We start from the raw sequence: 19,151 nt of genomic DNA on the forward strand, positions 1-19,151 counted from the left end.
GAAACAAGCGGGCGGGTTTCGCGGCGCTTGGTATGACGTTGCTGATGAACGGCCTGCACCTGGATGTCAGCGAGCGAGAAGCTGCCGACATGATTATATCCGTTGCCGCCGGGGAACGATCCGAAGACGAGTTGCGTCGCTGGGTAGCGGACAACTCTTTCGAAGGTTAGGGCAGGCCCAACCTAACAGACCGGCTGCGTTCTAGAAAGATGCAGGGGCTTCTTCGCCGATATTCGCACGTCTTCACTGAACACAGCTCCGGCACGCCGCGGGCACATAATTTACTGATGGTTGGAATGACTGCCGCCACCAAGCCAAATCAGTTAAAATCAAAACGAAGACCAATGCATAAGCATTGGTTTTTGCTCAGATTTCCGAATCTGTACTGAAACAGGACCGGTAAAGTCGGTTGGAGACGGAGACGCCGAATCCGGGTCACGGGGCAGTGAGACCGCTGCTCCACGGTAAAACCGCAGGCGCTAAACCCCTTTGAGCCAAAAATAAAAAAGGCCGCGCGAGCGGCCTGGTCATCTGTCATCTTTAAGATAAATGGCGGAGAGGGTGGGATTCGAACCCACGGTACCCTTGCAGGTACTTCGGTTTTCGAGACCGACGCGTTCGACCACTCCGCCACCTCTCCGCATAACCCCGCCTGAGGCCATATCAGGGATGGTCAATCCCGGCCGTCGCTGCGAAGTGGCGGGGAACCTACACAAAGCCAGAGGGCGATGCAACAGGTCTTTTTATGATATCTTTAGCGCGATCGGTTGCAGGCCGGATGGGCTATGACGCGCCGTTACCATCGCGCCGATGGCTTCATGCGATCCTGCGGCGGCACCCCTGCACCGGATGAAGGGCCAAAACCCTAGGCAGAGAGTCGGTTCCCGGTTGACAGGGCCGTCATGGCGGGTATATTCCCGCGCCTCTGGAACGGGGCTCTTTCGGGTCGCCGATTTCCTTTGTGCGGCTACAATGAAAGGGACCGCCCCAATTGCGGGGTTTCCCGGATCTTTGAAGAAGTGGTGGTTAGAATGTTCGCAGTCATCCGCACCGGCGGTAAGCAGTACAAGGTCGCGGCCGGCGACGTCATTCGTGTTGAAAAGCTGGCCGGCGAGGCTGGCGCCTCGCTGAAGCTGGACGAAGTGTTGCTGGTCAGCGACACGGGAACCACCACTGTCGGGTCGCCGCTGGTTGCCGGTGCCGCTGTGACGGCCGAAGTCGTTGCCCAGGACCGCAATGACAAGATCATCATCTTCAAGAAGAAGCGTCGCCAGAACTACCGCCGTAAGAACGGTCACCGTCAGGAAGTGACGGTGCTGCGTATCACCGGTATCCAGGCCTGAGCGCCTTCTTGAAGCTATCGTTTGAGGAGTAATATCCATGGCACATAAAAAGGCAGGCGGTTCGTCCCGCAATGGTCGCGATACCGCTGGCCGCCGTCTGGGCGTGAAGCGCTTCGGCGGCGAGCTGGTGCTGGCCGGCAACATCCTGGTCCGTCAGCGCGGCACCAAGTTCCATGCTGGCGCCAATGTCGGCATCGGCAAGGACCACACCCTGTTCGCGCTGGTCGACGGCAATGTCGAGTTCAAGACCGGCCTGAAGGGTCGCACCTTCGTTGCGGTCAACGAGCTGGTTGTTGAAGACGCCCCGGCGATCGCCGCCGAGTAAGGTGTCCGCCGCCGGCCCCGGCCGGCAGCACCAGAAAAGAGTCCGGTCGGGGGAGCGGGAAACCGTTCCCCCGATTTGTTTTGTTTGTGATTATGCTTTCCAGCGTCCTCAGGCAGCGGTCCCGCGCCAAAGGCCTGTTCCTGCCGTTTTCCATCCCGTGGTGTCGTCATGAAGTTCCTCGATCAGTGCAAGATCTTCCTGAAAAGCGGTGATGGCGGGCCCGGCGCGGTGGCATTCCGGCGGGAAAAATTTATCCCCAATGGCGGCCCCGATGGCGGCAATGGCGGCAGGGGCGGCGATGTGGTGATTGAAGCGGTGGATGGGCTGAACACCCTGATCGATTACCGCTATCAGCAACATTTTAAGGCCAAGCGTGGCGGCCATGGCATGGGCTCCTCCCGTTCTGGCGGGCGCGGGGAAGATGCGGTGCTGCGCGTGCCCGTGGGCACCCAGGTGCTGGACGAGGATCAGGAAACCGTCATCGCCGACATGACCGAGGTGGGCCAGCGAATCGTGCTGCTGAAAGGCGGCGATGGCGGCTTCGGCAACGAACATTTCAAGACCAGCACCAACCGCGCCCCGCGCAATTTCGGCCCCGGCTGGCCGGGCGAGGAACGCTGGGTCTGGCTGCGGCTGAAGCTGATCGCCGATGCCGGGCTGCTGGGCCTGCCCAATGCCGGCAAAAGCACCTTCCTGGCGGCCGTCTCCCGCGCGCGGCCCAAGATCGCCGATTATCCTTTCACCACCCTGGTGCCCAACCTGGGCGTAGTGAAGGCCGGTGATGAGGAATTCGTCATCGCCGATATTCCCGGATTGATCGAAGGTGCCCATGAAGGCCACGGCCTGGGCACCCGCTTCCTGGGCCATGTGGAGCGCACCCGCGTGCTGCTGCATCTGGTGGATGGCACGCAGGAAGATGTGCAGCTGGCCTATCGCACCATTCGGCGCGAATTGCGCATGTATGGCGGCGGGCTGGCCGACAAGCACGAGGTGGTGGTGCTGAACAAGGTCGATGCACTGTCGGAAGAAGAGATCGAGTTCAAGCGCACCAAGCTGCGCCGTTCGGCCAAAAAGCCGGTGCTGGTCATGTCTGGCGCTGCCGGGCAGGGCGTGCAGGAGGTGCTTTACACCCTGCTGAATCATATCAAGGAAAGCCGCGCCCAGGATGAGGAAGCGGCGGTCGATGCGGCCTATAAGGCCCGCTATCGGCCGATTGAAGAGTAAAAAGGCAACAAATCCCAGGGGCCGCGAGGCCCCTGGACCCCGGATATTTGCGGGGCTGCGACTGAGGGAACGCAAAATCTGTGTTGATCGGTCACGATCAACACAGATTGGTATGGTATCAGGGGTTGGGACCAAATGGAGTTTCCAGCCTATGAAAAAGCGTTTCCTGCTGGCATCTGTCGCCCTTTGCGCCGGTTTTGCCGCACAGGCCGCTGAGCCGACATTCGATATGCAGCGGTTCAGCGGCGATATCCGCACCCTGTCCAGCGATGCCTTTGAAGGCCGCGCGCCCGCATCGGCGGGTGAGGTGAAGACCGTCGATTTCCTGATCCAGCGCATGAAGGAAGCCGGGCTGGAACCGGGCGGGCCGCAGGGGGCTAACGGCGTGCGCAGTTGGACCCAGGATGTACCGCTGCTGAAATCCGACATTACCGGCACGCCCAGCCTGAGCCTGGTGCTGAATGGCAAGGCGAAAGCCCTGAGCCAGGGCAAGGAGATCGCCATACGCGCGGCGCTGACCGGTGACACGGCCGTGTCGCTGAAAGATGTGCCGCTGGTCTTTGTCGGCTACGGCGTCAAGGCACCGGAACGCGACTGGGATGATTTCAAGGGCGTCGATCTGCGCGGCAAGATCACGGTCGTGCTGGTCAATGACCCAGATTTCGAGGGGCCGGCAGGTCGATTCGGTGGCAAGGCCATGACCTATTACGGCCGCTGGACCTATAAGTTTGAGGAAGCGGCCCGCCAGGGGGCCATCGGCACCCTGATCGTGCATGAAACCGATGCCGCCTCTTATGGCTGGGCCACGGTGGCCAGTTCCAACACCAACACCATGTTCGATATTGTGCGCGACAAGCCGCGCAGTGCCCACAGCCCGCTGGAAGGCTGGATTCAGCGTGACGTGGCGGTGGAGCTGTTCAAGGCCTCGGGCCTGGATTTTGAAAAACTGCGTGTGGCCGCCCGCAGCGCCGATTTTCACCCCGTACCGCTGAAGGCCACGCTGGATGCCGCCTATCAGGTGAAGCCGGAAACCATCATTTCCAAGAATGTGCTGGGCCGGATCGCCGGCACCAGCCATGCCGATGAAACACTGATCTATTCCGCCCACTGGGACCATCTGGGCGTCGGCGCACCCGATGCCAGGGGCGACCGGATTTTCAACGGGGCCGTGGATAATGCATCCGGCATCGCCGCCCTGCTGGAACTGGCCCGCGCCTATAAGGCGGCCCCGGCCCCGGCCCGTTCCGTGCTGTTCCTGGCGGTAACGGCGGAGGAAAAGGGCCTGTTGGGTTCCAGCTATTACGCCGCCAACCCGGTCTGGCCACTGGCCCGCACGGTGGGCGTGCTGAACATGGACTCGGTGATCAGCCCCGGCCCAGCCCGGGATTTCACCATCTCCGGTCAGGCAAAGCTGGGCCTGCTGGATCTGCTGATCGCCGAAGGGGCCAAGCGCCACCGCACCTATACGCCCGACCCGAAGGTGGAAGCCGGCGGCTTCTTCCGCTCCGACCATTTCCCCTTCGCCAAACAGGGCGTGCCCGCCCTCTCCTTTGGTGCCGGGGATGATCTGATCGATGGGGGCAAGGCAGCAGGCAAGGCCTGGGGCGATGCCTATGTGAAGGCGAAATATCACCAGCAATCCGATGAATGGTCCCCGGACTGGAACCTGGAAGGTACCCGCCAGGATCTGGGCCTGCTCTATGCCGTGGGGCGCAATCTCGCCGACAGCCGCGTCTGGCCGAACTGGAGCCAGGAGGCCGAATTCCGCGCCATCCGCGATGCCAGCGCGGCGGAACGACAGCAGTAAGGAGAGAGAGATGACACCCACCCCCTTTCAGACCCTGGTGCGTGTGGCCAAGGATACGCCCGGCGTGCCGGTGACGCTGGCCGATTTCAACCCCGCCTTCCTGCCGCGCTTTTTCAGCTTCGCGGCGGAAAAGGCGCTGGGTCGCTTTGCCTTTTGCCTGATCAACCCGCTGGGCCGGGTGGTGCTGTCCTATGCCGATCCCGCCACGGTGCTGACCGCCGACCGCACCGCCTTTGCCAAGGCCAGCACGGCGGTACAGATCGGCTATGGCTCCGATATCTGGGGCCAGGGCTTCAACCCGCAACTGGCGGGGATGCCGGGCTTGTGTGCCTATAAGGGCTCCCGCGCCCTGCTGGTCCCCAACGATCCGCAGCCGCTTTATCTCGGCTGTCTGGGGGTCAGCAGCGGGGCGGCCGGCGATGATGATCCGCTGTGCCAGACCCTGGCGGATTTCGTGCTGGAACAAGCCGCCCGCGACCCAGCCAGCGTCATCGCGCTGGCCTGATCAAAGCCCCCGGAAGTGCCGCTTCCGGGGGCTTTCTTTTACCGGTGCTGCATCAGCAGCCGGGTGACGCCCTGGCGGATCAGCGGCAGGCCGGCGGCGGCGCGCAGGGCGGCATGGCGCACCAGCCGTTGCGGCAGCCTTTCATCAGTATAAAGCCCGACAATCAGGTTGGTGGCAGTGTAAAGCGGCCGGGTGGCCAGCCGGTGCTGCATCTCATACCGTCGCAGCAGCAGCGATGCTGCGATATCGCGGCCCTTCTCCGCGGCCTCGCGGATCAGGCACGCCAGCGTTTCCTGCCCCTGCAAGCCGAAATTGAAACCATGGGCGGTGACGGGATGCATCCCCACCGCCGCATCACCGATCAGCGCCGCACGGGTGCCGACGAAATTGTGGGAATAGGTGGTGGCCAGCGGATAGACATAAGGCGCGCTGACCGGGCGCATCCCCCCCAGCCGTTCCCGGTAACGCTGGGTCAGATCCTGGCCCAGCGCTGCCGGCGACAGCCGCATCAATTGATCCATCGCCGCCGTCGGCAGGGTCAGCACGGCCGATGACAGCCGGCCGTTCAGCGGCAGCATGGCCATGGTGTGCCCATGTTCAAACCATTCGGTGGCGACCCCGCCATGGTCGCCCTCATGTTCCACCCGGCAGACCATCATCGACCGGCCCGGCCGGTTGATCTCCGCCCCGATGCCCAGCCGCCCGCGCACGTCGGAGAAGCGCGAATCGGCCCCGACCAGCAGCCGCCCGGTCAGACAGCGCCCATCGGCCAGCCGCACCAGCCCCTGGTCACGGTCGGCCCGCACCTCCGTCACCGCCTGACCGGTGATCAGGCTCAGCCCTTCCTGCCTTGCCACGCTGTGGAACAGGCTGCGGCGGATCAAATGGTTGGGCACCAGATGGCCCAGCCTGTCCTGCCCCTCCCCTTCCCCGCCAAAGCTGAGCGCGAAGGGGGAGCCGCCATTCAGCACCACCGCCTTGCGCAGCGGGGCAATTTCCGCCGGATCAATGCGGTCCCAGGCGCCCAGCGCCGCCATGATACCGGCGGACCGGTGGGTCAGGGCGATTTCCCGCCCGTCAAAGGCCGGATCGGCCAGGGCTTCCAGCGGCTGGCGTTCAATGATGACGATATCCAGGCCGCAGCCGGCCAGCGAGCGGGCAAAGGCCAGCCCCGCCGGGCCGCCCCCGATGATGATGACATCGTGATGGGTGCTGGCCTTGTCACGCATGTTCGCTCTCCTGTCCCGGCGCCGATCGATCATTCCTGAAAATCTTGTAGCGTGCGGCGGGAGGCGGGTAACTGCGTCACAGTCACCTTTTGATGCAGCGGGAAACGGTTTCAGCCATTGAACTTTTCCGCCCATTCCGTCAGTCCTCTGCCCCAGCGTTCCCGGTGCGCCGGCTGGATCATGAAGTTTCTTTGAAACTTCTTTTGCGATCACCGCCGCGACATGTTCCCCTCCTCCGCCGCGCCGTTTTCTCAAGCGTCAGTCCCACGGAGCTTCCCAGATGGATTTCTTCCGCCGCTTCAATTTCCTGGTCTGTGCCCCCGCCTTTGAGGCCGATGAGCTGGAAGGCACACGGCTGCACGACATTATCAGCGAGGTGGAGCGGCTGGGCTTTGAGGTCACCAAGGCACGCCGCATTGAGGATGCCGAGCTGGCCATCCGCACCGATGCCGCCATCGGCTGCATGGTGCTGGACTGGGGCAAGCGCTGGTCGGAAGGCAAGGCCGCTGCCCTGATCTCCCTGGTTCGGTCGCGCGGGCTGGAAATGCCCATCGTGCTGCTGGTGCGGCGCAAGCGGCTGGAAGATATCCCGGTGGAGGTGATGCGGGAGATTGACGGCTATGTCTTCCTGGCCGAGGAGACGCCGCAATTCATCGCCAAGAACCTGATCAGCCGCCTGCGCCAATATGCCGAAACCCTGAAGACCCCGTTTTTCGGCGCGCTGGTGGATTATGCCGAAGAAGGCAACCAGATGTGGACCTGCCCGGGCCATAATGGTGGCATCTTCTATAGCCGCAGCCCCATCGGCCGCATCTTCGTGGAACATCTGGGCGAGGCGATCTTCCGCGACGATCTGGATAATTCCGTCGTCGATCTGGGCGATCTGCTGGTGCATGAAGGGCCGGCCCTGCGCGCCCAGAAGGAAGCCGCCAAGATTTTCGGGGCGGAGCGCACCTATTTCGTGCTGAACGGCACCTCGGCGTCCAACAAGGTGGTGCTGGGCGCGCTGGTGGCGGAGGACGATCTGGTCCTGTTCGACCGCAATAACCACAAGGCCGCCCATCATGGCGCCCTGCTGCTGGGCCAGGGCACGCCCATCTTCCTGGAAACCGACCGCAACGCCCATGGCCTGATCGGCCCGATCGATTATGAGGCGCTGGACGAAGAGAAAATCCGCGAGAAGATCCGCACCAACCCGTGGGTGAAGGATCCCGACGCCTGGAAGAAGCCGCGCCCCTTCCGCGTGGCGGTGATCCAGCAATGTTCCTATGACGGCACCATCAATAATGCCGATATGCTGGTGCAGAAGCTGGGCCCGCTGTGTGACTACATCATGTTTGACGAGGCCTGGGCCGGCTTCATGAAGTTCCATCCCCTGTTCCAGGGTCGCTATGGCATGGGCGTGAAGAATCTGGGGCCCGACAGCCCTGGCATCATCACCACCCAATCCACCCACAAGCAGTTGGCCAGCTTCAGCCAGGCCTCCCAGATCCATGTGAAGGACAAGCATATCGGCGATATTGAACGGCGCGTCGAACATCGCCGCTTCAATGAAAGCTTCCTGCAGCACGCCTCCACCAGCCCCTTCTATCCCATCTTCGCCTCGCTGGATGTCGGCGCGCAGATGATGAAGGGCAAGTCGGGGGAGGTTTTGTGGGACGACACCATCCGCCTGGGGATCGAGACCCGCAAGAAGCTGCGCGCCATCGCGCGGGAATTCCTGGACAAGGAAAGCGATCCCGCCCGCCAATGGTTCTTCGACCCGTTCGTGCCCGATCTCACCCGGTTCGAGGGGCGCGATGTGCGCTGGGAAGATGTGCCGACCGACGATCTGGCGCGCGACCCGTCGCACTGGATGCTGGAGCCGGGGCGGAGCTGGCACGGGTTCAGCCATCTGGGGCCGGATTACGCCATGACCGACCCCAACAAGCTGACCATCCTGACGCCCGGTTTCGACCGGCGCACCGGGGCCTATCTGGAACAGGGCGTGCCCGCGCCCGTGGTGGCGGAATATTTGCGCGAAAACCAGATCGTGCCGGAAAAGAACGACCTGAATTCACTGCTGTTCCTGCTGACCCCCGGCGTGGAAAGCAGCAAGGCCGGCGGCCTGATGAGCGCGCTCATCTTCTTCAAGCGGCTGCATGATGATAATGCCCTGCTGGATGAGATCATGCCCGATTTCGTCCGCCGCCGCGCGCCGCGCTATAATGGTGTGCGCCTGGGCGACCTGTGCCGTGACATCCACGCCTTCTACCGCGAGCATAATATCAGCGCCCTGCAGCGCCAGCAGTTCCGCCCCGAACATCTGCCGGAAATGGCCATGCTGCCGCATGTCGCCGCCAAGCATCTGGTGCGCAACAAGGTGGATTTCGTGCCGCTGGATCAGGTGATGGGCCGCATCGCCACCACGCTGATGCTGGTCTATCCGCCCGGCATCGCCACCGTGCTGCCGGGTGAGCGATTGACGGAACAAGCCAAGCCGATGATCGATTATATGCGGGTGTTCGAGAAGGGGGCCAACCTGTTCCCCGGCTTCGACAATGAAATCCAGGGCGTTTATCGCAAGCAGGATGCCGATGGCCGCATCCGTTTCTATACCTACGTCGTGCGTGAATAACAGGGGGCGGCCCCAGGGTATGGACCTGGGGCCGCCAAGATATCAGGACCATCCGTATCCATGAATGAAACGCCAATACCCGATCCGGCAGCCGCCCCCGCCCTGATCGTCCGCACCTCCACCGATGCGGATGTGGAAGCGATGCTGGCCATCTACAGCCATTACATCCACCGGGGCATCGGCGATTACGAGCCGGAACCGCTGGATGAGGATGATATCAAGCGGCGGCGCAAGAACATGCTGAACAAGCGGCTGCCCCATGTGGCGGCCGAGCGGGATGGCGTGCTGGTCGGCTATGCCTATGCCGTGCCGTTCCGCAAGCGCCCGGCCTATCGCTATGCGGTGAAACATTCGATCTATGTGCATCCCGACCATCTGTCGGCGGGCGTCGGCCGGCGGCTGATGCAGTTCCTGATTGATGCCTGCGCGGCGGCGGGATACCGGCAGATGATCGGCTATATCGATGCCGCCAATGAACGGTCGCTGCGGCTGCATGAGAGCTTCGGCTTTGCCCGCGCCGGCTATCTGCCCGCCATCGGCTATAAATTCGGCCGCTGGACGGATTCGGTGCTGGTGATCCGGCCGCTGGGCGAGGGCAGCAGCACCCCGCCCCCGCCCTTGCCGAAAAAGACCAAGGTGAAACCCCCGGCCACAGAGGCGGGCGGCATCACCCCGCAAGATGGTGTTGCACCGGTGGGTAAATAAAGCGTGTGGGGGGCCGTGCCCCCCAAATCAGCCGGCTGCCAACCGGTCCCTCAAGGTCTGAGAAAACTGGATGAAGGCATTGTTTGAAGCCCTCAACTGACGGGTGAAACGGGGTTCCAGGTCCGGCGCGGTCTTGGCGAACAGGGCCGGTATCTCATCCCGCGGGCGCTGTTTGCCATCCTCGCCGACGACCAGCTGATTAAGCAAGGCAAAAGCCTGTCTGTTATCCTCCCGCGTCCAGCCGGTGGCGCGGGATGCCTGGCTGGCCTGGACCATGGCGGCGGCAGTGTGCAGTTCGGTCAGGCCCGATTTTCCCGCAGAAATCGGCCAGGCGGCGGCTTCCGATACCTGGATCAACGCCTTCAGCAGGTCATCTTCAGCGGTCTGCAACAGCTGGGTCTGCTGCCGGGCCTGCTGCCATTCCGCCGGGGTGGGAACATCGCCTTGGCTGTCGCGCCGATGCAGGGCCAGCAATTCCGCCATCAGCGGGGCGACCGCATCCGGCCAGGGGGCCGTGCTTTCCAGCATCCAGACGGCCAGCGCCTGGGCAAAGCCGATATCCAGGTCTGGTCCCTGTTCCGGCAGGGGAAAGTGCAGCGCCGTCGACAGCGCCAACACGGCGGGGTGAATGATCCGTTCGCTCATGCCTGGGGCTCCTGGCAGGCTTCGTCCATCATGGCGGCCAGTTTGGTGCGGGTCAGCACGCCAACATGGCGCAGCTTGTCCTGCCCGCCACGGCGCAGCACCAGCGTGGGCACGGTGCGCACACCGAACTTTTCCGCCAGACCCGGGGCCTGTTCGATATCGATGCGGGCAAAGGCGACGCTGGGGGTGTAGACATCGGCGATATCCTCCAGCGTCGGCGCCATGGCCTTGCAGGGGCCGCACCAGATGGCACTGAAAATCAGCAACAGCGGCGCGTCACCGGTTTGGGCTTCGAGTGCGGCGAAATCATCATCGCCGATGGTCTTTATGGTGCTCATGGCGGTCCGTTCTTGGCGGTGTTGTGTGATGGATTGCGGCGACGTTTTTGCGCCGTTGATGGGGTAACAGGCGGGGAGGCGGTCAGCCCCCCCGACCGCCAACCAGCATGGAGTCGATGCGAATGGTGGGCTGGCCAACGCCGACATCCACGGATTGCCCCTGCTTGCCGCAAAGCGCGATGCCATTATCCAGCGCCAGATCGTTGCCGATCATGGAAATCTGTTTCAGCGCCTCATGCCCGACGCCGATCAGGGTGGCCCCTTCCAGTGGGGCGGTCAGCTTGCCATCCTCGATCAGCCAGGCCTCGGTGGTGGAGAAATTGAACCGTCCGCTGACAATATCAACCTGCCCGCCGCCGAAGCCGGGAGCATAGATGCCATTGCGCACGGAGGCGAGGATTTCCGCCGGGTCATGCTGGCCGGCCGCCAGGAAAGTGTTGGTCATGCGCGGCATCGGCAGATGGGCATAGGATTGCCGGCGGCCATTGCCGGTGGGCTTGTCATTCATCAGCCCGGCATTCAGCCGGTCCTGCATCAGGCCGGTCAGAATACCATCTTCGATCAGCAATGTGCGTTCGCCGGGCACCCCCTCATCATCGATACCCAGGGAGCCGAGCTTGCCGGGAAGGCTGCCATCATCGATGACGGTCACACCGGGGGCGGCGATCCGTTCCCCCATGCGCCCGTCAAAGACCGACAGGCGCTTGCGGTGATGATCGCCTTCCAGCCCGTGGCCGACCGCTTCATGGAACAGCACGCCGGCATAGCCCGGCGCCAACACCACCGGCATCACCCCGGCGGGGGCCGGCCGCGCCTCCAGATTGGTCAGCGCCATCTGCACCGCCTTGCGCACCGTCTCATCCACCCGTGCCGGCGTCAGGTCTGCCAGCGCGTGACGGCCGCCCATGCCGGCACTGCCGCGTGCACGGCGTCCATTGGCCAGCGCCACCACCTCCACCATCATCTGCACGGTCGGGCGCACATCGGCCGCCAGCCGGCCGGCAATGTCGGCAACCAGGATCACCTGATCGGTCGCCCGGATAAAGGCATCCACGCGGATGACGCGCGGGTCGGCCCCGCGCCCCACCTGATCAACCCGGTCCAGCAGGGAGATCCAGTCTGCCGCATCACCTTCTTTGACCACATAGTCGGGCGGATAGACGGTATGGTGCGGCGGCGTGGTGGTCAGCGGCACGATGCTGCTGCCGCAACTGCTGCGGCGCAGGCCGCTGACCGTGGTGGCCAGATCGGCCAGCGCGCCTGGATGCATATCGGCCGAATGGGCAAAGGCGACGTCGGCCCCGCTGGCCGCCCGCGCGCCCACGCCCTGGTCGATGCGGAACGAGCCGGCGGCAACCTTGCCATCTTCCATCCGCCAGGTACGGGAATGGACGGATTCCAGGAACAGATCGGCCAGATCAATGCCCGGCCCCTGCAGCGCACCCAACGTGCGGGCAATATCCGTCAGGTCGATATCATGGGGCGCCAACAGCCGCTGCTCGGCGCATTGCAGGCTGTGCCCCTGGGCCGGCGTGTCCATGGCGGTCATGGCGCCCCTCCGATTTGCAGATCATGGATCAGGATGGAACCGGTCTGGAACGCACCCTGGCGATAAAGATCGCTGCCGATGGTGACGATGCCGCCGATCATGTCGCGCAGATTGCCGCCGACCGTGATACCGGAGACCGGGAAGGTCGGCACCCCGTCTTCCACCCAGAAGCCGCCGGCAGCACGGGTCCAGTTGCCGGTCACCGGATCGGTGGCACCGCCATTGAACTGCGTGACCAGCAGGCCCCGGCCCATGCGGGCGCAGAGCGCGGCACGATCCCCAGCCGGCGCGCGGCTGATGAAGCGCAGGTTCCACGGCCCATCCGCATTACCGGTGGAGCGCATGGAAAGCCGACGCGCCGCCCGGCTGTCCAGGAAATAGCCCCGCACCACGCCGGCTTCGATCACGGCCCGCTGCTGCCCCGCCACCCCTTCGCGGTCATAGGCGCCGCTGGCCAGCCCGAAGGGCAGGAACGGATCTTCCAGCAGATCAATATGGTCCGGCGCAATCTGTGTTCCCAGGGAATCCTGGAACAGGCTGGTACGACGGAACTGCGCCACCCCGCCCAGCGCCCCCACCACATCGCCCAGCAGGGCAGACGCAATGCGCGCATCAAACAGGATGGAGGCGCGCTGCGTGGCCAAGCTACGGGCCCCCAATTGCGCCACGGCGCGTTCCACCGCCTTTTGGGCCACCATCTCCACACTATCCAGCGACTGGAAGCGCCGTTCCGTGGATTGGGCGACATCAATGGCAGACTGGCCATCCTTCTCCGCCTTCACCATGGCCCACAGCCCATGGTTGGAGAAGCTGAAGGAGCGGCAGAAGCCGGCCGAGGTGGCCAGGGCCACACGTCCATCGCTGGATGCCACGCCCGCTTCGGCCACCCGCGTGGCGATACCGGGCAGGATGGCGCAACCACATGCCGCCGCATCCATCTCAAAGGCCAGCGCCGACAATTCCGCCACCGACAGGCCCGAGGGGGAGGCCAGTTCCGGCAAAGGCGTATCATGGGCCAACGTCGCCGGATCGGCCAGGCCGGCATCGGGATCGACGGCGACACGCCCGGATGTGGCCACCGCCTCAGCCGCCGCCCGCCGGATCGCCGTCTCTTCCAGGGAGGAGGTGCTGGCGGTCCCCATGCGGCCCTGCTGATAGACCGTCACCACCACGGACTGTGTCAGGTCGCGCAGGGCCTTGTCTGCGGTTCCCTGAGCCACGGTGAAGCGCATCCCGCCGCCGATCCTGGCGGTGGCGCTGACCGCCACATCGCCCAGGGCCAGCGCCTGATCGACCGCCAGCGACGCCAGCGCCCGCAATCGTTCCTCGTTCAGTCGCAGATTGATCATGCGTTGTTTCCCGGCAAAGCGGCGGCCGTTGCCACACCATCGGCGATGGTCAGGCAGCGATCGTGATGGGCCAGCAACCGTTCATCGTGAACGATGCTGATCAGGGTGGAATGGGGCAGGTCGCTGCGCAGGCATTCATAGAAATGCCGGGCATTGTCCGGATCCAGGGCGCTGGTCGCCTCATCCAGCACCAGCACCGACGGGCGGTGCAGCAGGATGCGGGCCAGCGCGATACGCTGTTGTTCACCGGGCGACAATTCTTCCTGCAGGAAGCTTGTCACATGCAGTCTTTCCGCCAGATTGCCCAGCCGCACCCGCTCCAGCAACTGGATGATCTCGGCATCGGTATGGGTTTCCGGCAGGTCGGGGAAGCAGAGGGCCGCCTTCAGCGTGCCCAGCGGCAGGTACAGACGCTGTGGCACGAACATGGCGACCGTATCCGGCGCCATGGTGACGGCACCCTTGCCATCCGGCCACAGGCCGGCAATGGCCCGCAGCAGGGTGGATTTGCCGGCCCCCGACGGGCCGCAGACGGCCCAACGTTCGCCCACCCCGACCTGCCAATCGCCGACATGCAGCAAAGGCGCACCATGGGGCAGGAACAGGGCCAGATCATGGGTGGCAACCACCTGACCGGGTGCCAGCGCGCCGGCCCCGATGCTGATGCCGCGCGGCCGTTCATAATCGATGGCGTCGTCCAGCCCCTTCAGACGGTTCAGGCAGGCCAGCTGCTGCCCGATACCGGGATAGGCCTGGACGAAATAGGAGAGTTGGTTGACCAGCTGGCTGAACGCATCCCGCCCGCCCATCACCTGACCAAAGCTGATCGCCCCGGCGAAATAAGACGGCACCATCAGGAACAGAGGCAGGATGGTGCCGATCCGTTCGTAAACGCTCTGCGTGGCACTCAGCCCCAGGGTGGTGATGATGATGGAGCGATAGTTGCGCCGAATCTCGGCAAAGGAATCCTTCAGGGCCTGGCGTTCCAGCCCCACCGCACCGGCCAGACCGATCTGTGGCGCGTTGCGGCGGACATGGATCAGGTTGGCGCGGAAATCGGCTTCCCGGTGCTGCTGGCGCATGGTCGCCTGGATATAGGGCTGCCCGACCTTGACGATCAGGAAGCTGCCGGCCAGGGCGTAAATGCAGGCGTACCAGACGGTGCTGCCGGGAATATGGATGGCCATACCCAGCAGATCGATGCGGATCGGCTCGGCCGTTTCCAGCAGCACCATGGCAAAGGTGATGGCGGTAACCGTCGTGCCGATGAAGCTCAGCATCAAGGACAACATGCCCAAGCTGGCATTGGTGACGGATTCCACATCCACCGCAATACGCTGATCGGGATTGTCGATCAGCCGCAACCGTTCAATTTCCGCGAACCGGTTATGCGCCATCCAGCGGTCGATATACTGCTCCGTGATGAAGCTGCGCCAGCGGATGGTCAACAGCTTGTCCAGCAGACCATTGGCCAGGATGGCACCAACCTGCATCAGCATGATGCCCAGGAAGACGAACAGCAGAATGCCGAATTTCTCCACGTCGCGCTGTTCCACGCTGTCGAAGAAATCCCGTTGCCACCGGTTGCCGGCCAGGAAGATATAGGCAGTGCCAAACTGGAAACCGATCTGGAGTATCAGGTTCGCCCAGGCGAATTTCCAGTCTTTGGAGGTCCAATAGGCTTTGAACAGGCCGAATGCATGGCGCCAGCGTTCCCCGGCCGGCGGCGGGGGGGCGAGGCCCGTCTCTCGACGGACCTCCCCTGTCTGCGTTGGTTGAGGGTGCACGGGCTGATCCGATCACAGGCTCACGGGCTTACAGGAAACGATAACCGACGCTCAACCGCCAGTAGCGCGGTTCCCCCAGCGGCACATAGCTGGTGCTGACCGTGGGACCATAGTTCCGCCGATTGAACAGATTGCGGACACCCAGATTGACGTCGATATCGCCATAGGTCAGGAAGGCGTTGACATCGACCTGCACAGAGGATGGGACGCGGTTCAGATTGCGCCGATCCATCGCGGCACCGGATCGGCCATAGATACCCGCCCCCAGACCCGCCTTCATCTCATCCGTGATGGAATGACGGTAAGAGGAATAGAGGCTGTAGACATTCATCGGTTGCGCGACGACGGTGTTCCCGAAGCTCGACGGCGTCAGATAGCTGTATTCCGTGTGCGTGAAGGTGGCGACGACCGACAGTCCGGGCAGCGGCTCCCCGGTGACATTGAAGTCATAGCCCTCGCCCAACTGCCCGGGACCGGAAATCTGAAAGCGCGGAGCGGTCGGGTCGTTCATCAGCATGTTGCTCTGCCGCAGACGGAACCAGGACGCGTTGACCAGCATCTTGTCATCGAAGAGATCGAGCTTCAGACCAACTTCTGAATTGCGCGTTCTGGTATCCGGCAGGGGTTCCCCCCGGCGGTTGGTGGCAAAAGTTGCCTGATAACCAAAGGCCAGGGTACCGAAGGCGGAGATATGATCGTTGATGTTATAAACAGCGCCGAAATTGGGGACTGTCGCCACGCCTTCATTCTTCAGGCTGGATTTATTGTAATAGATGAAGGAGGAGGTGTTGGTCTTGTTACGCCGCACCCCGGCCAGCAGGCTGAGATCCCAGGCGCTGACCAGATATTGACCGTAAACGCCACGCTGGGTGCTATCCAGGTCAAAGCTGGGCTTGTAGGTGTTGTTCAAAGCCGCCAGGGTGGGCTTCTTGGTCAGGAAATTATACGGCGCCATCCCACCGCTCACCGGTTCGCCTGCCGACACATCGCTGGCGAAGTAATTGAAACCGGCAAGAAACTTATGTTCGACCGGCCCGGTGGTGAAATGCGTCCGGACGAAGCTGTCCACCGTGTTGCTGTTGGCATGTTGCTGGACCCCGCCGCTGGACACCAGCAACGTGCCATCACCCGACAGCACGGCGAAGGGCGAATATTGGGAGAGCTGGAGATCCGCCTCCTGATGCTGACCCTTGACGACCAGGGTCGCCCAGCTGGTGAGTTCCTGGGTCACGTCAAGATCGACCTGCTTGGTCTTGATCTCGATCCCCTGATCCTTGCCCCCGACCAGGGGCTTTGAATAATCGACCGCGAAGGGCTGCTTCGTCGTCGGGCTCAGGGCGGCATAGGGAACGACGCCAGCGATCTGCTTGCTGAGCGTGGCACTCACCAGCGCGTCGGTGCCCAGGCTCTTGTAGCGCAGGGAGGGCGCCAGCAGATATTCCTCGTTGCCACGGTAACCGCCGAAATTGCGATCGGCCTTGCCGGCCGTACCGATGACACGGGCGGAGATGGTTTGCTCTTCATTCAGCGCGCCATTGGCATCGACGGTACCCTTGGCCAGCCCCCAGCGGTCGGTTTCAGCGCTGCCATAAATGCGCGCTTCCGCACTGGGCTTCTTGGTCACCAGATTGACGGTACCGCCCATGCTGTTGCCACCCAGCAGGATGGCATCGGGCCCCTTCAGCACTTCCAGCCGTTCAATATTGGCGATGGGCTGGGTGGCGCCGACCGCAAAGGTGCTGCTGCCCGGCGTCGACATCCCGTTGACGGCACCGTTGGAGGCGTAGCCGCGCACGGAATAGCTGACGCCGCCCTGCACCGTCGCATTATTGACCACAACACCGCCGGCACTGCGCAGCGCATCCGTCAGGGTCTGGCTCTGCTGTTCGGCCATCAGGCGGGAGGAAATCACCTGATTGTTGCGCGCCTGCTCCCGCAGGGATTGTCCCATGCGCGAAGAGGTGGAGGTGGAGCGGACCAGAATGCTGGTCTCCGCTTCGTCACGCCGCGCCAGCACGATGATGCCGTTGACGATCACCAGCGAACCGTCATTGCCCGGCATGGTCAGCAGCGTTGTATCCTTTGTCGCCCGGTCAATGGCCTCTTCGGCCGTGCGGGCCCCGGTAACCGGCAGCGAGGTCAGGCCACGCACGGCATCCGGGTCTATCTCGATCTTGGTGCCGGACTGGGCCGCGATCTGGCGCAGCGCCTCGCCCATATCCATGGCCGGCACGCTGATGGTGCGCTCCTGCGCCATCACCATCTGCGGCGCCAAAACCATCGGGACAGCCAGCATCGTGGCCGTGCTCAGGAGAAAGGATGTGATTTTGTTGGACACGCAAAGCCCCCTTTGCAGAACAATTGTTGTCGCCTACGCCCGTTCATTATTATTGCTCCACCAAAATGATGGAGGTTTGGTTTATTTGACTGTGGATTTTTGACGTCCAAGCCCGTTCTCTCCCCCTACGGCAGATGAGGGAAAGTTTTTGGTAACCCTGTTTCCGGATATTTATTCACGCGTGAATGCACGCATGGCGTGAATACCGGTTGTTTATCTACGCGTTATTTTGGGTGAAGCCGGATCATCGTCCATTTTACCGCCAGCGGCGGTGATGATTACGTCACCCATCTGCCAGTATGCTGGGGTGCACTCAGGATCAATGCAAATCAATAATAATTAATATGTCATCAATTTGATTTATGGCCTTCTGACGGGGAGACCACACTGGTCGGGGTCGCTGGGACCGGGCCCCCTCTAAACCCGGCTCCCTGCCTGAAACTTGTTTAGCCAAGAGATGGATGTGAACAATATATCGATGATCCAGCGGATCTTCGGTTCGTTCATCCGGTGGCGTTGCCACTGCGCCACCATGGTGGTGGGTTTCTTGATGACAGGCAGCGTAACCACTTTAACCGGCAATTCGTTGGCATAATATTGGGCCAACCAATCGCTGGTGGTGACGATCAGGTCGCTGTTCATCACCAGGCGCGGCAGCATGGAATAATGGGCCGTGCGCACGACGATACGGCGCTGTCGAAACAGATCATCCGGTTCATGCATGGCGAACATGGCCTGATCGATGGTGTCGAACAGGGCGGCGTGCCGGCCTGCCAGATAGGTTTCCCGCGATATGTTGCCACCGGGGGTAGGAATGGGGAAATTGCGACAGACCAGACCGCTCAACCCATGATCGAACAAGGGTTGCGAACAAAACTCCCCGTCGGCCATCGTCACCGGGACGATGGCCACATCCGCCCCGCGTTCGAACAGCCGGTCCGTCCGGCCATATTCAAAGGGTATCAGCTGGATATCCAGCCCCGGTGCCGTCTGTAGAATCTTCTCCACCACCACGCTGAGGAATAGCAGCTCAATGGCCTCCGGTGCCGTCAGAATGACGCTGCCCTTGGCCTGGGTCGGCTCGAAATCCAGCGAGAGATGGAAGGTGTCGTCGATTTCCCGCAACAGCCGCCCGACGCGCGGCCGCAGCGCCGTTCCCAGTGCCGTCAATTGCCGGGTGGGGCCATAGATCACCAGTTCATCGCCGAAATGGTCGCGCAGCCGGCGCAGCGCCATGCTCATCGCCGGCTGGGTCAGCGCCATTTTCTGCGCTGCCTCCGTCAGGGTCGGCATTTCCAGCACGGCATAGAGCGCGTAGAGCAAATTGGCGTTCAGCCGGCGCAGGCGGGGTAACTGGTCAGAAGACAAGGGACATCACCGGGGCAGGGAG

15 protein-coding genes and 1 tRNA gene are annotated in these 19,151 nt (G+C 62.8%); 7 read left to right on the forward strand and 9 right to left on the reverse strand.

Going from position 1 to position 19,151, the window contains the following annotated elements; genetic code table 11:
• Positions 1–550: 550 nt before the first annotated feature.
• Positions 551–640: transfer RNA gene (locus tag GE253_RS16370), tRNA-Ser, on the reverse strand.
• A gap of 391 nt (positions 641–1,031) precedes the next feature.
• Between GE253_RS16370 and rplU the strand changes: the two genes are divergently transcribed.
• From rplU to GE253_RS16395, 5 genes are all read left to right on the forward strand, one after another.
• Entirely contained in the window at positions 1,032–1,343 is a 312-nt protein-coding gene (rplU, locus tag GE253_RS16375; RefSeq protein WP_153205235.1) for a 50S ribosomal protein L21, read from the forward strand.
• A 37-nt stretch (positions 1,344–1,380) separates the two neighbouring features.
• Positions 1,381–1,668 carry a 50S ribosomal protein L27 gene (rpmA, locus tag GE253_RS16380; RefSeq protein WP_089290616.1) on the forward strand — a complete coding sequence of 96 codons (288 nt, stop codon included), beginning with the start codon at positions 1,381–1,383 and terminating at the stop codon, positions 1,666–1,668.
• Between the two features lie 168 nt (positions 1,669–1,836).
• Positions 1,837–2,892, forward strand: coding sequence for a GTPase ObgE (obgE, locus tag GE253_RS16385; protein WP_153205236.1), 1,056 nt, complete (start codon positions 1,837–1,839; stop codon positions 2,890–2,892).
• 151 nt (positions 2,893–3,043) lie between these two features.
• Positions 3,044–4,699, forward strand: coding sequence for a M28 family metallopeptidase (locus GE253_RS16390; protein ID WP_211101494.1), 1,656 nt, complete (start codon positions 3,044–3,046; stop codon positions 4,697–4,699).
• Positions 4,700–4,709: 10 nt separating this feature from the next.
• Entirely contained in the window at positions 4,710–5,204 is a 495-nt protein-coding gene (locus tag GE253_RS16395; protein ID WP_153205238.1) for a hypothetical protein, read from the forward strand.
• A 38-nt stretch (positions 5,205–5,242) separates the two neighbouring features.
• On the opposite strand, the gene ubiM is transcribed toward GE253_RS16395, so the two are convergent.
• Positions 5,243–6,433 (reverse strand): 5-demethoxyubiquinol-8 5-hydroxylase UbiM, encoded by a 1,191-nt coding sequence (ubiM, locus tag GE253_RS16400; protein WP_153205239.1) that lies wholly within the window; start codon positions 6,431–6,433, stop codon positions 5,243–5,245.
• Positions 6,434–6,713: 280 nt separating this feature from the next.
• On the opposite strand from ubiM, the gene GE253_RS16405 reads away from it, so the two are divergent.
• Both GE253_RS16405 and GE253_RS16410 read left to right on the forward strand, forming a co-directional pair.
• A complete protein-coding gene (locus GE253_RS16405) occupies positions 6,714–9,050 on the forward strand; it encodes an Orn/Lys/Arg decarboxylase N-terminal domain-containing protein (protein WP_153205240.1) in 2,337 nt (778 codons plus the stop codon).
• Positions 9,051–9,110: 60 nt separating this feature from the next.
• Complete coding sequence (locus GE253_RS16410; RefSeq protein WP_153205241.1) at positions 9,111–9,755, forward strand: GNAT family N-acetyltransferase; 645 nt, start codon at positions 9,111–9,113, stop codon at positions 9,753–9,755.
• A 27-nt stretch (positions 9,756–9,782) separates the two neighbouring features.
• Here GE253_RS16410 and GE253_RS16415 read toward each other — a convergent pair whose 3' ends face one another.
• The 7 genes from GE253_RS16415 to GE253_RS16445 all read right to left on the reverse strand — a co-directional run bounded on the left by GE253_RS16415 (position 9,783) and on the right by GE253_RS16445 (position 19,129).
• Complete coding sequence (locus GE253_RS16415; RefSeq protein WP_153205242.1) at positions 9,783–10,400, reverse strand: hypothetical protein; 618 nt, start codon at positions 10,398–10,400, stop codon at positions 9,783–9,785.
• Positions 10,397–10,738, reverse strand: a complete 342-nt coding sequence (locus tag GE253_RS25875; protein WP_173012681.1) for a thioredoxin family protein — start codon at positions 10,736–10,738, stop codon at positions 10,397–10,399. Before GE253_RS25875 ends, GE253_RS16415 begins: the two co-directional genes overlap by 4 nt.
• A gap of 82 nt (positions 10,739–10,820) precedes the next feature.
• Positions 10,821–12,287 carry a metalloprotease TldD gene (tldD, locus tag GE253_RS16425; protein ID WP_247878700.1) on the reverse strand — a complete coding sequence of 489 codons (1,467 nt, stop codon included), beginning with the start codon at positions 12,285–12,287 and terminating at the stop codon, positions 10,821–10,823.
• Entirely contained in the window at positions 12,284–13,636 is a 1,353-nt protein-coding gene (locus tag GE253_RS16430) for a metallopeptidase TldD-related protein (RefSeq protein WP_153205244.1), read from the reverse strand. Before GE253_RS16430 ends, tldD begins: the two co-directional genes overlap by 4 nt.
• On the reverse strand, positions 13,633–15,423 hold the full coding sequence (locus GE253_RS16435; RefSeq protein ID WP_211101495.1) for an ABC transporter ATP-binding protein/permease: 1,791 nt from the start codon (positions 15,421–15,423) through the stop codon (positions 13,633–13,635). Before GE253_RS16435 ends, GE253_RS16430 begins: the two co-directional genes overlap by 4 nt.
• A 28-nt stretch (positions 15,424–15,451) precedes the next feature.
• Positions 15,452–17,704, reverse strand: coding sequence for a TonB-dependent receptor (locus GE253_RS16440; protein ID WP_173012682.1), 2,253 nt, complete (start codon positions 17,702–17,704; stop codon positions 15,452–15,454).
• A 474-nt stretch (positions 17,705–18,178) separates the two neighbouring features.
• The gene (locus GE253_RS16445) at positions 18,179–19,129 is read right to left on the reverse strand and encodes a LysR family transcriptional regulator (protein ID WP_153205246.1); all 951 of its coding nucleotides are present in this window, start codon (positions 19,127–19,129) and stop codon (positions 18,179–18,181) included.
• Positions 19,130–19,151: the final 22 nt, after the last annotated feature.

This window comes from Niveispirillum sp. SYP-B3756, from assembly GCF_009495745.1.
Classification (GTDB): Bacteria; Pseudomonadota; Alphaproteobacteria; order Azospirillales; family Azospirillaceae; genus Niveispirillum.

What these genes read in the sequence shown, in the direction of transcription:
- tldD (WP_247878700.1), bottom strand. Translation starts at nt 12,287, where the DNA reads ATGACCGCCATGGACACGCCGGCCCAGGGGCACAGCCTGCAATGCGCC.
- GE253_RS25875 (WP_173012681.1), bottom strand. Translation starts at nt 10,738, where the DNA reads ATGAGCACCATAAAGACCATCGGCGATGATGATTTCGCCGCACTCGAA.
- rpmA (WP_089290616.1), top strand. Translation starts at nt 1,381, where the DNA reads ATGGCACATAAAAAGGCAGGCGGTTCGTCCCGCAATGGTCGCGATACC.
- GE253_RS16395 (WP_153205238.1), top strand. Translation starts at nt 4,710, where the DNA reads ATGACACCCACCCCCTTTCAGACCCTGGTGCGTGTGGCCAAGGATACG.
- rplU (WP_153205235.1), top strand. Translation starts at nt 1,032, where the DNA reads ATGTTCGCAGTCATCCGCACCGGCGGTAAGCAGTACAAGGTCGCGGCC.
- GE253_RS16440 (WP_173012682.1), bottom strand. Translation starts at nt 17,704, where the DNA reads ATGGTTTTGGCGCCGCAGATGGTGATGGCGCAGGAGCGCACCATCAGC.
- GE253_RS16415 (WP_153205242.1), bottom strand. Translation starts at nt 10,400, where the DNA reads ATGAGCGAACGGATCATTCACCCCGCCGTGTTGGCGCTGTCGACGGCG.
- obgE (WP_153205236.1), top strand. Translation starts at nt 1,837, where the DNA reads ATGAAGTTCCTCGATCAGTGCAAGATCTTCCTGAAAAGCGGTGATGGC.
- GE253_RS16390 (WP_211101494.1), top strand. Translation starts at nt 3,044, where the DNA reads ATGAAAAAGCGTTTCCTGCTGGCATCTGTCGCCCTTTGCGCCGGTTTT.
- GE253_RS16410 (WP_153205241.1), top strand. Translation starts at nt 9,111, where the DNA reads ATGAATGAAACGCCAATACCCGATCCGGCAGCCGCCCCCGCCCTGATC.
- GE253_RS16430 (WP_153205244.1), bottom strand. Translation starts at nt 13,636, where the DNA reads ATGATCAATCTGCGACTGAACGAGGAACGATTGCGGGCGCTGGCGTCG.
- GE253_RS16405 (WP_153205240.1), top strand. Translation starts at nt 6,714, where the DNA reads ATGGATTTCTTCCGCCGCTTCAATTTCCTGGTCTGTGCCCCCGCCTTT.
- ubiM (WP_153205239.1), bottom strand. Translation starts at nt 6,433, where the DNA reads ATGCGTGACAAGGCCAGCACCCATCACGATGTCATCATCATCGGGGGC.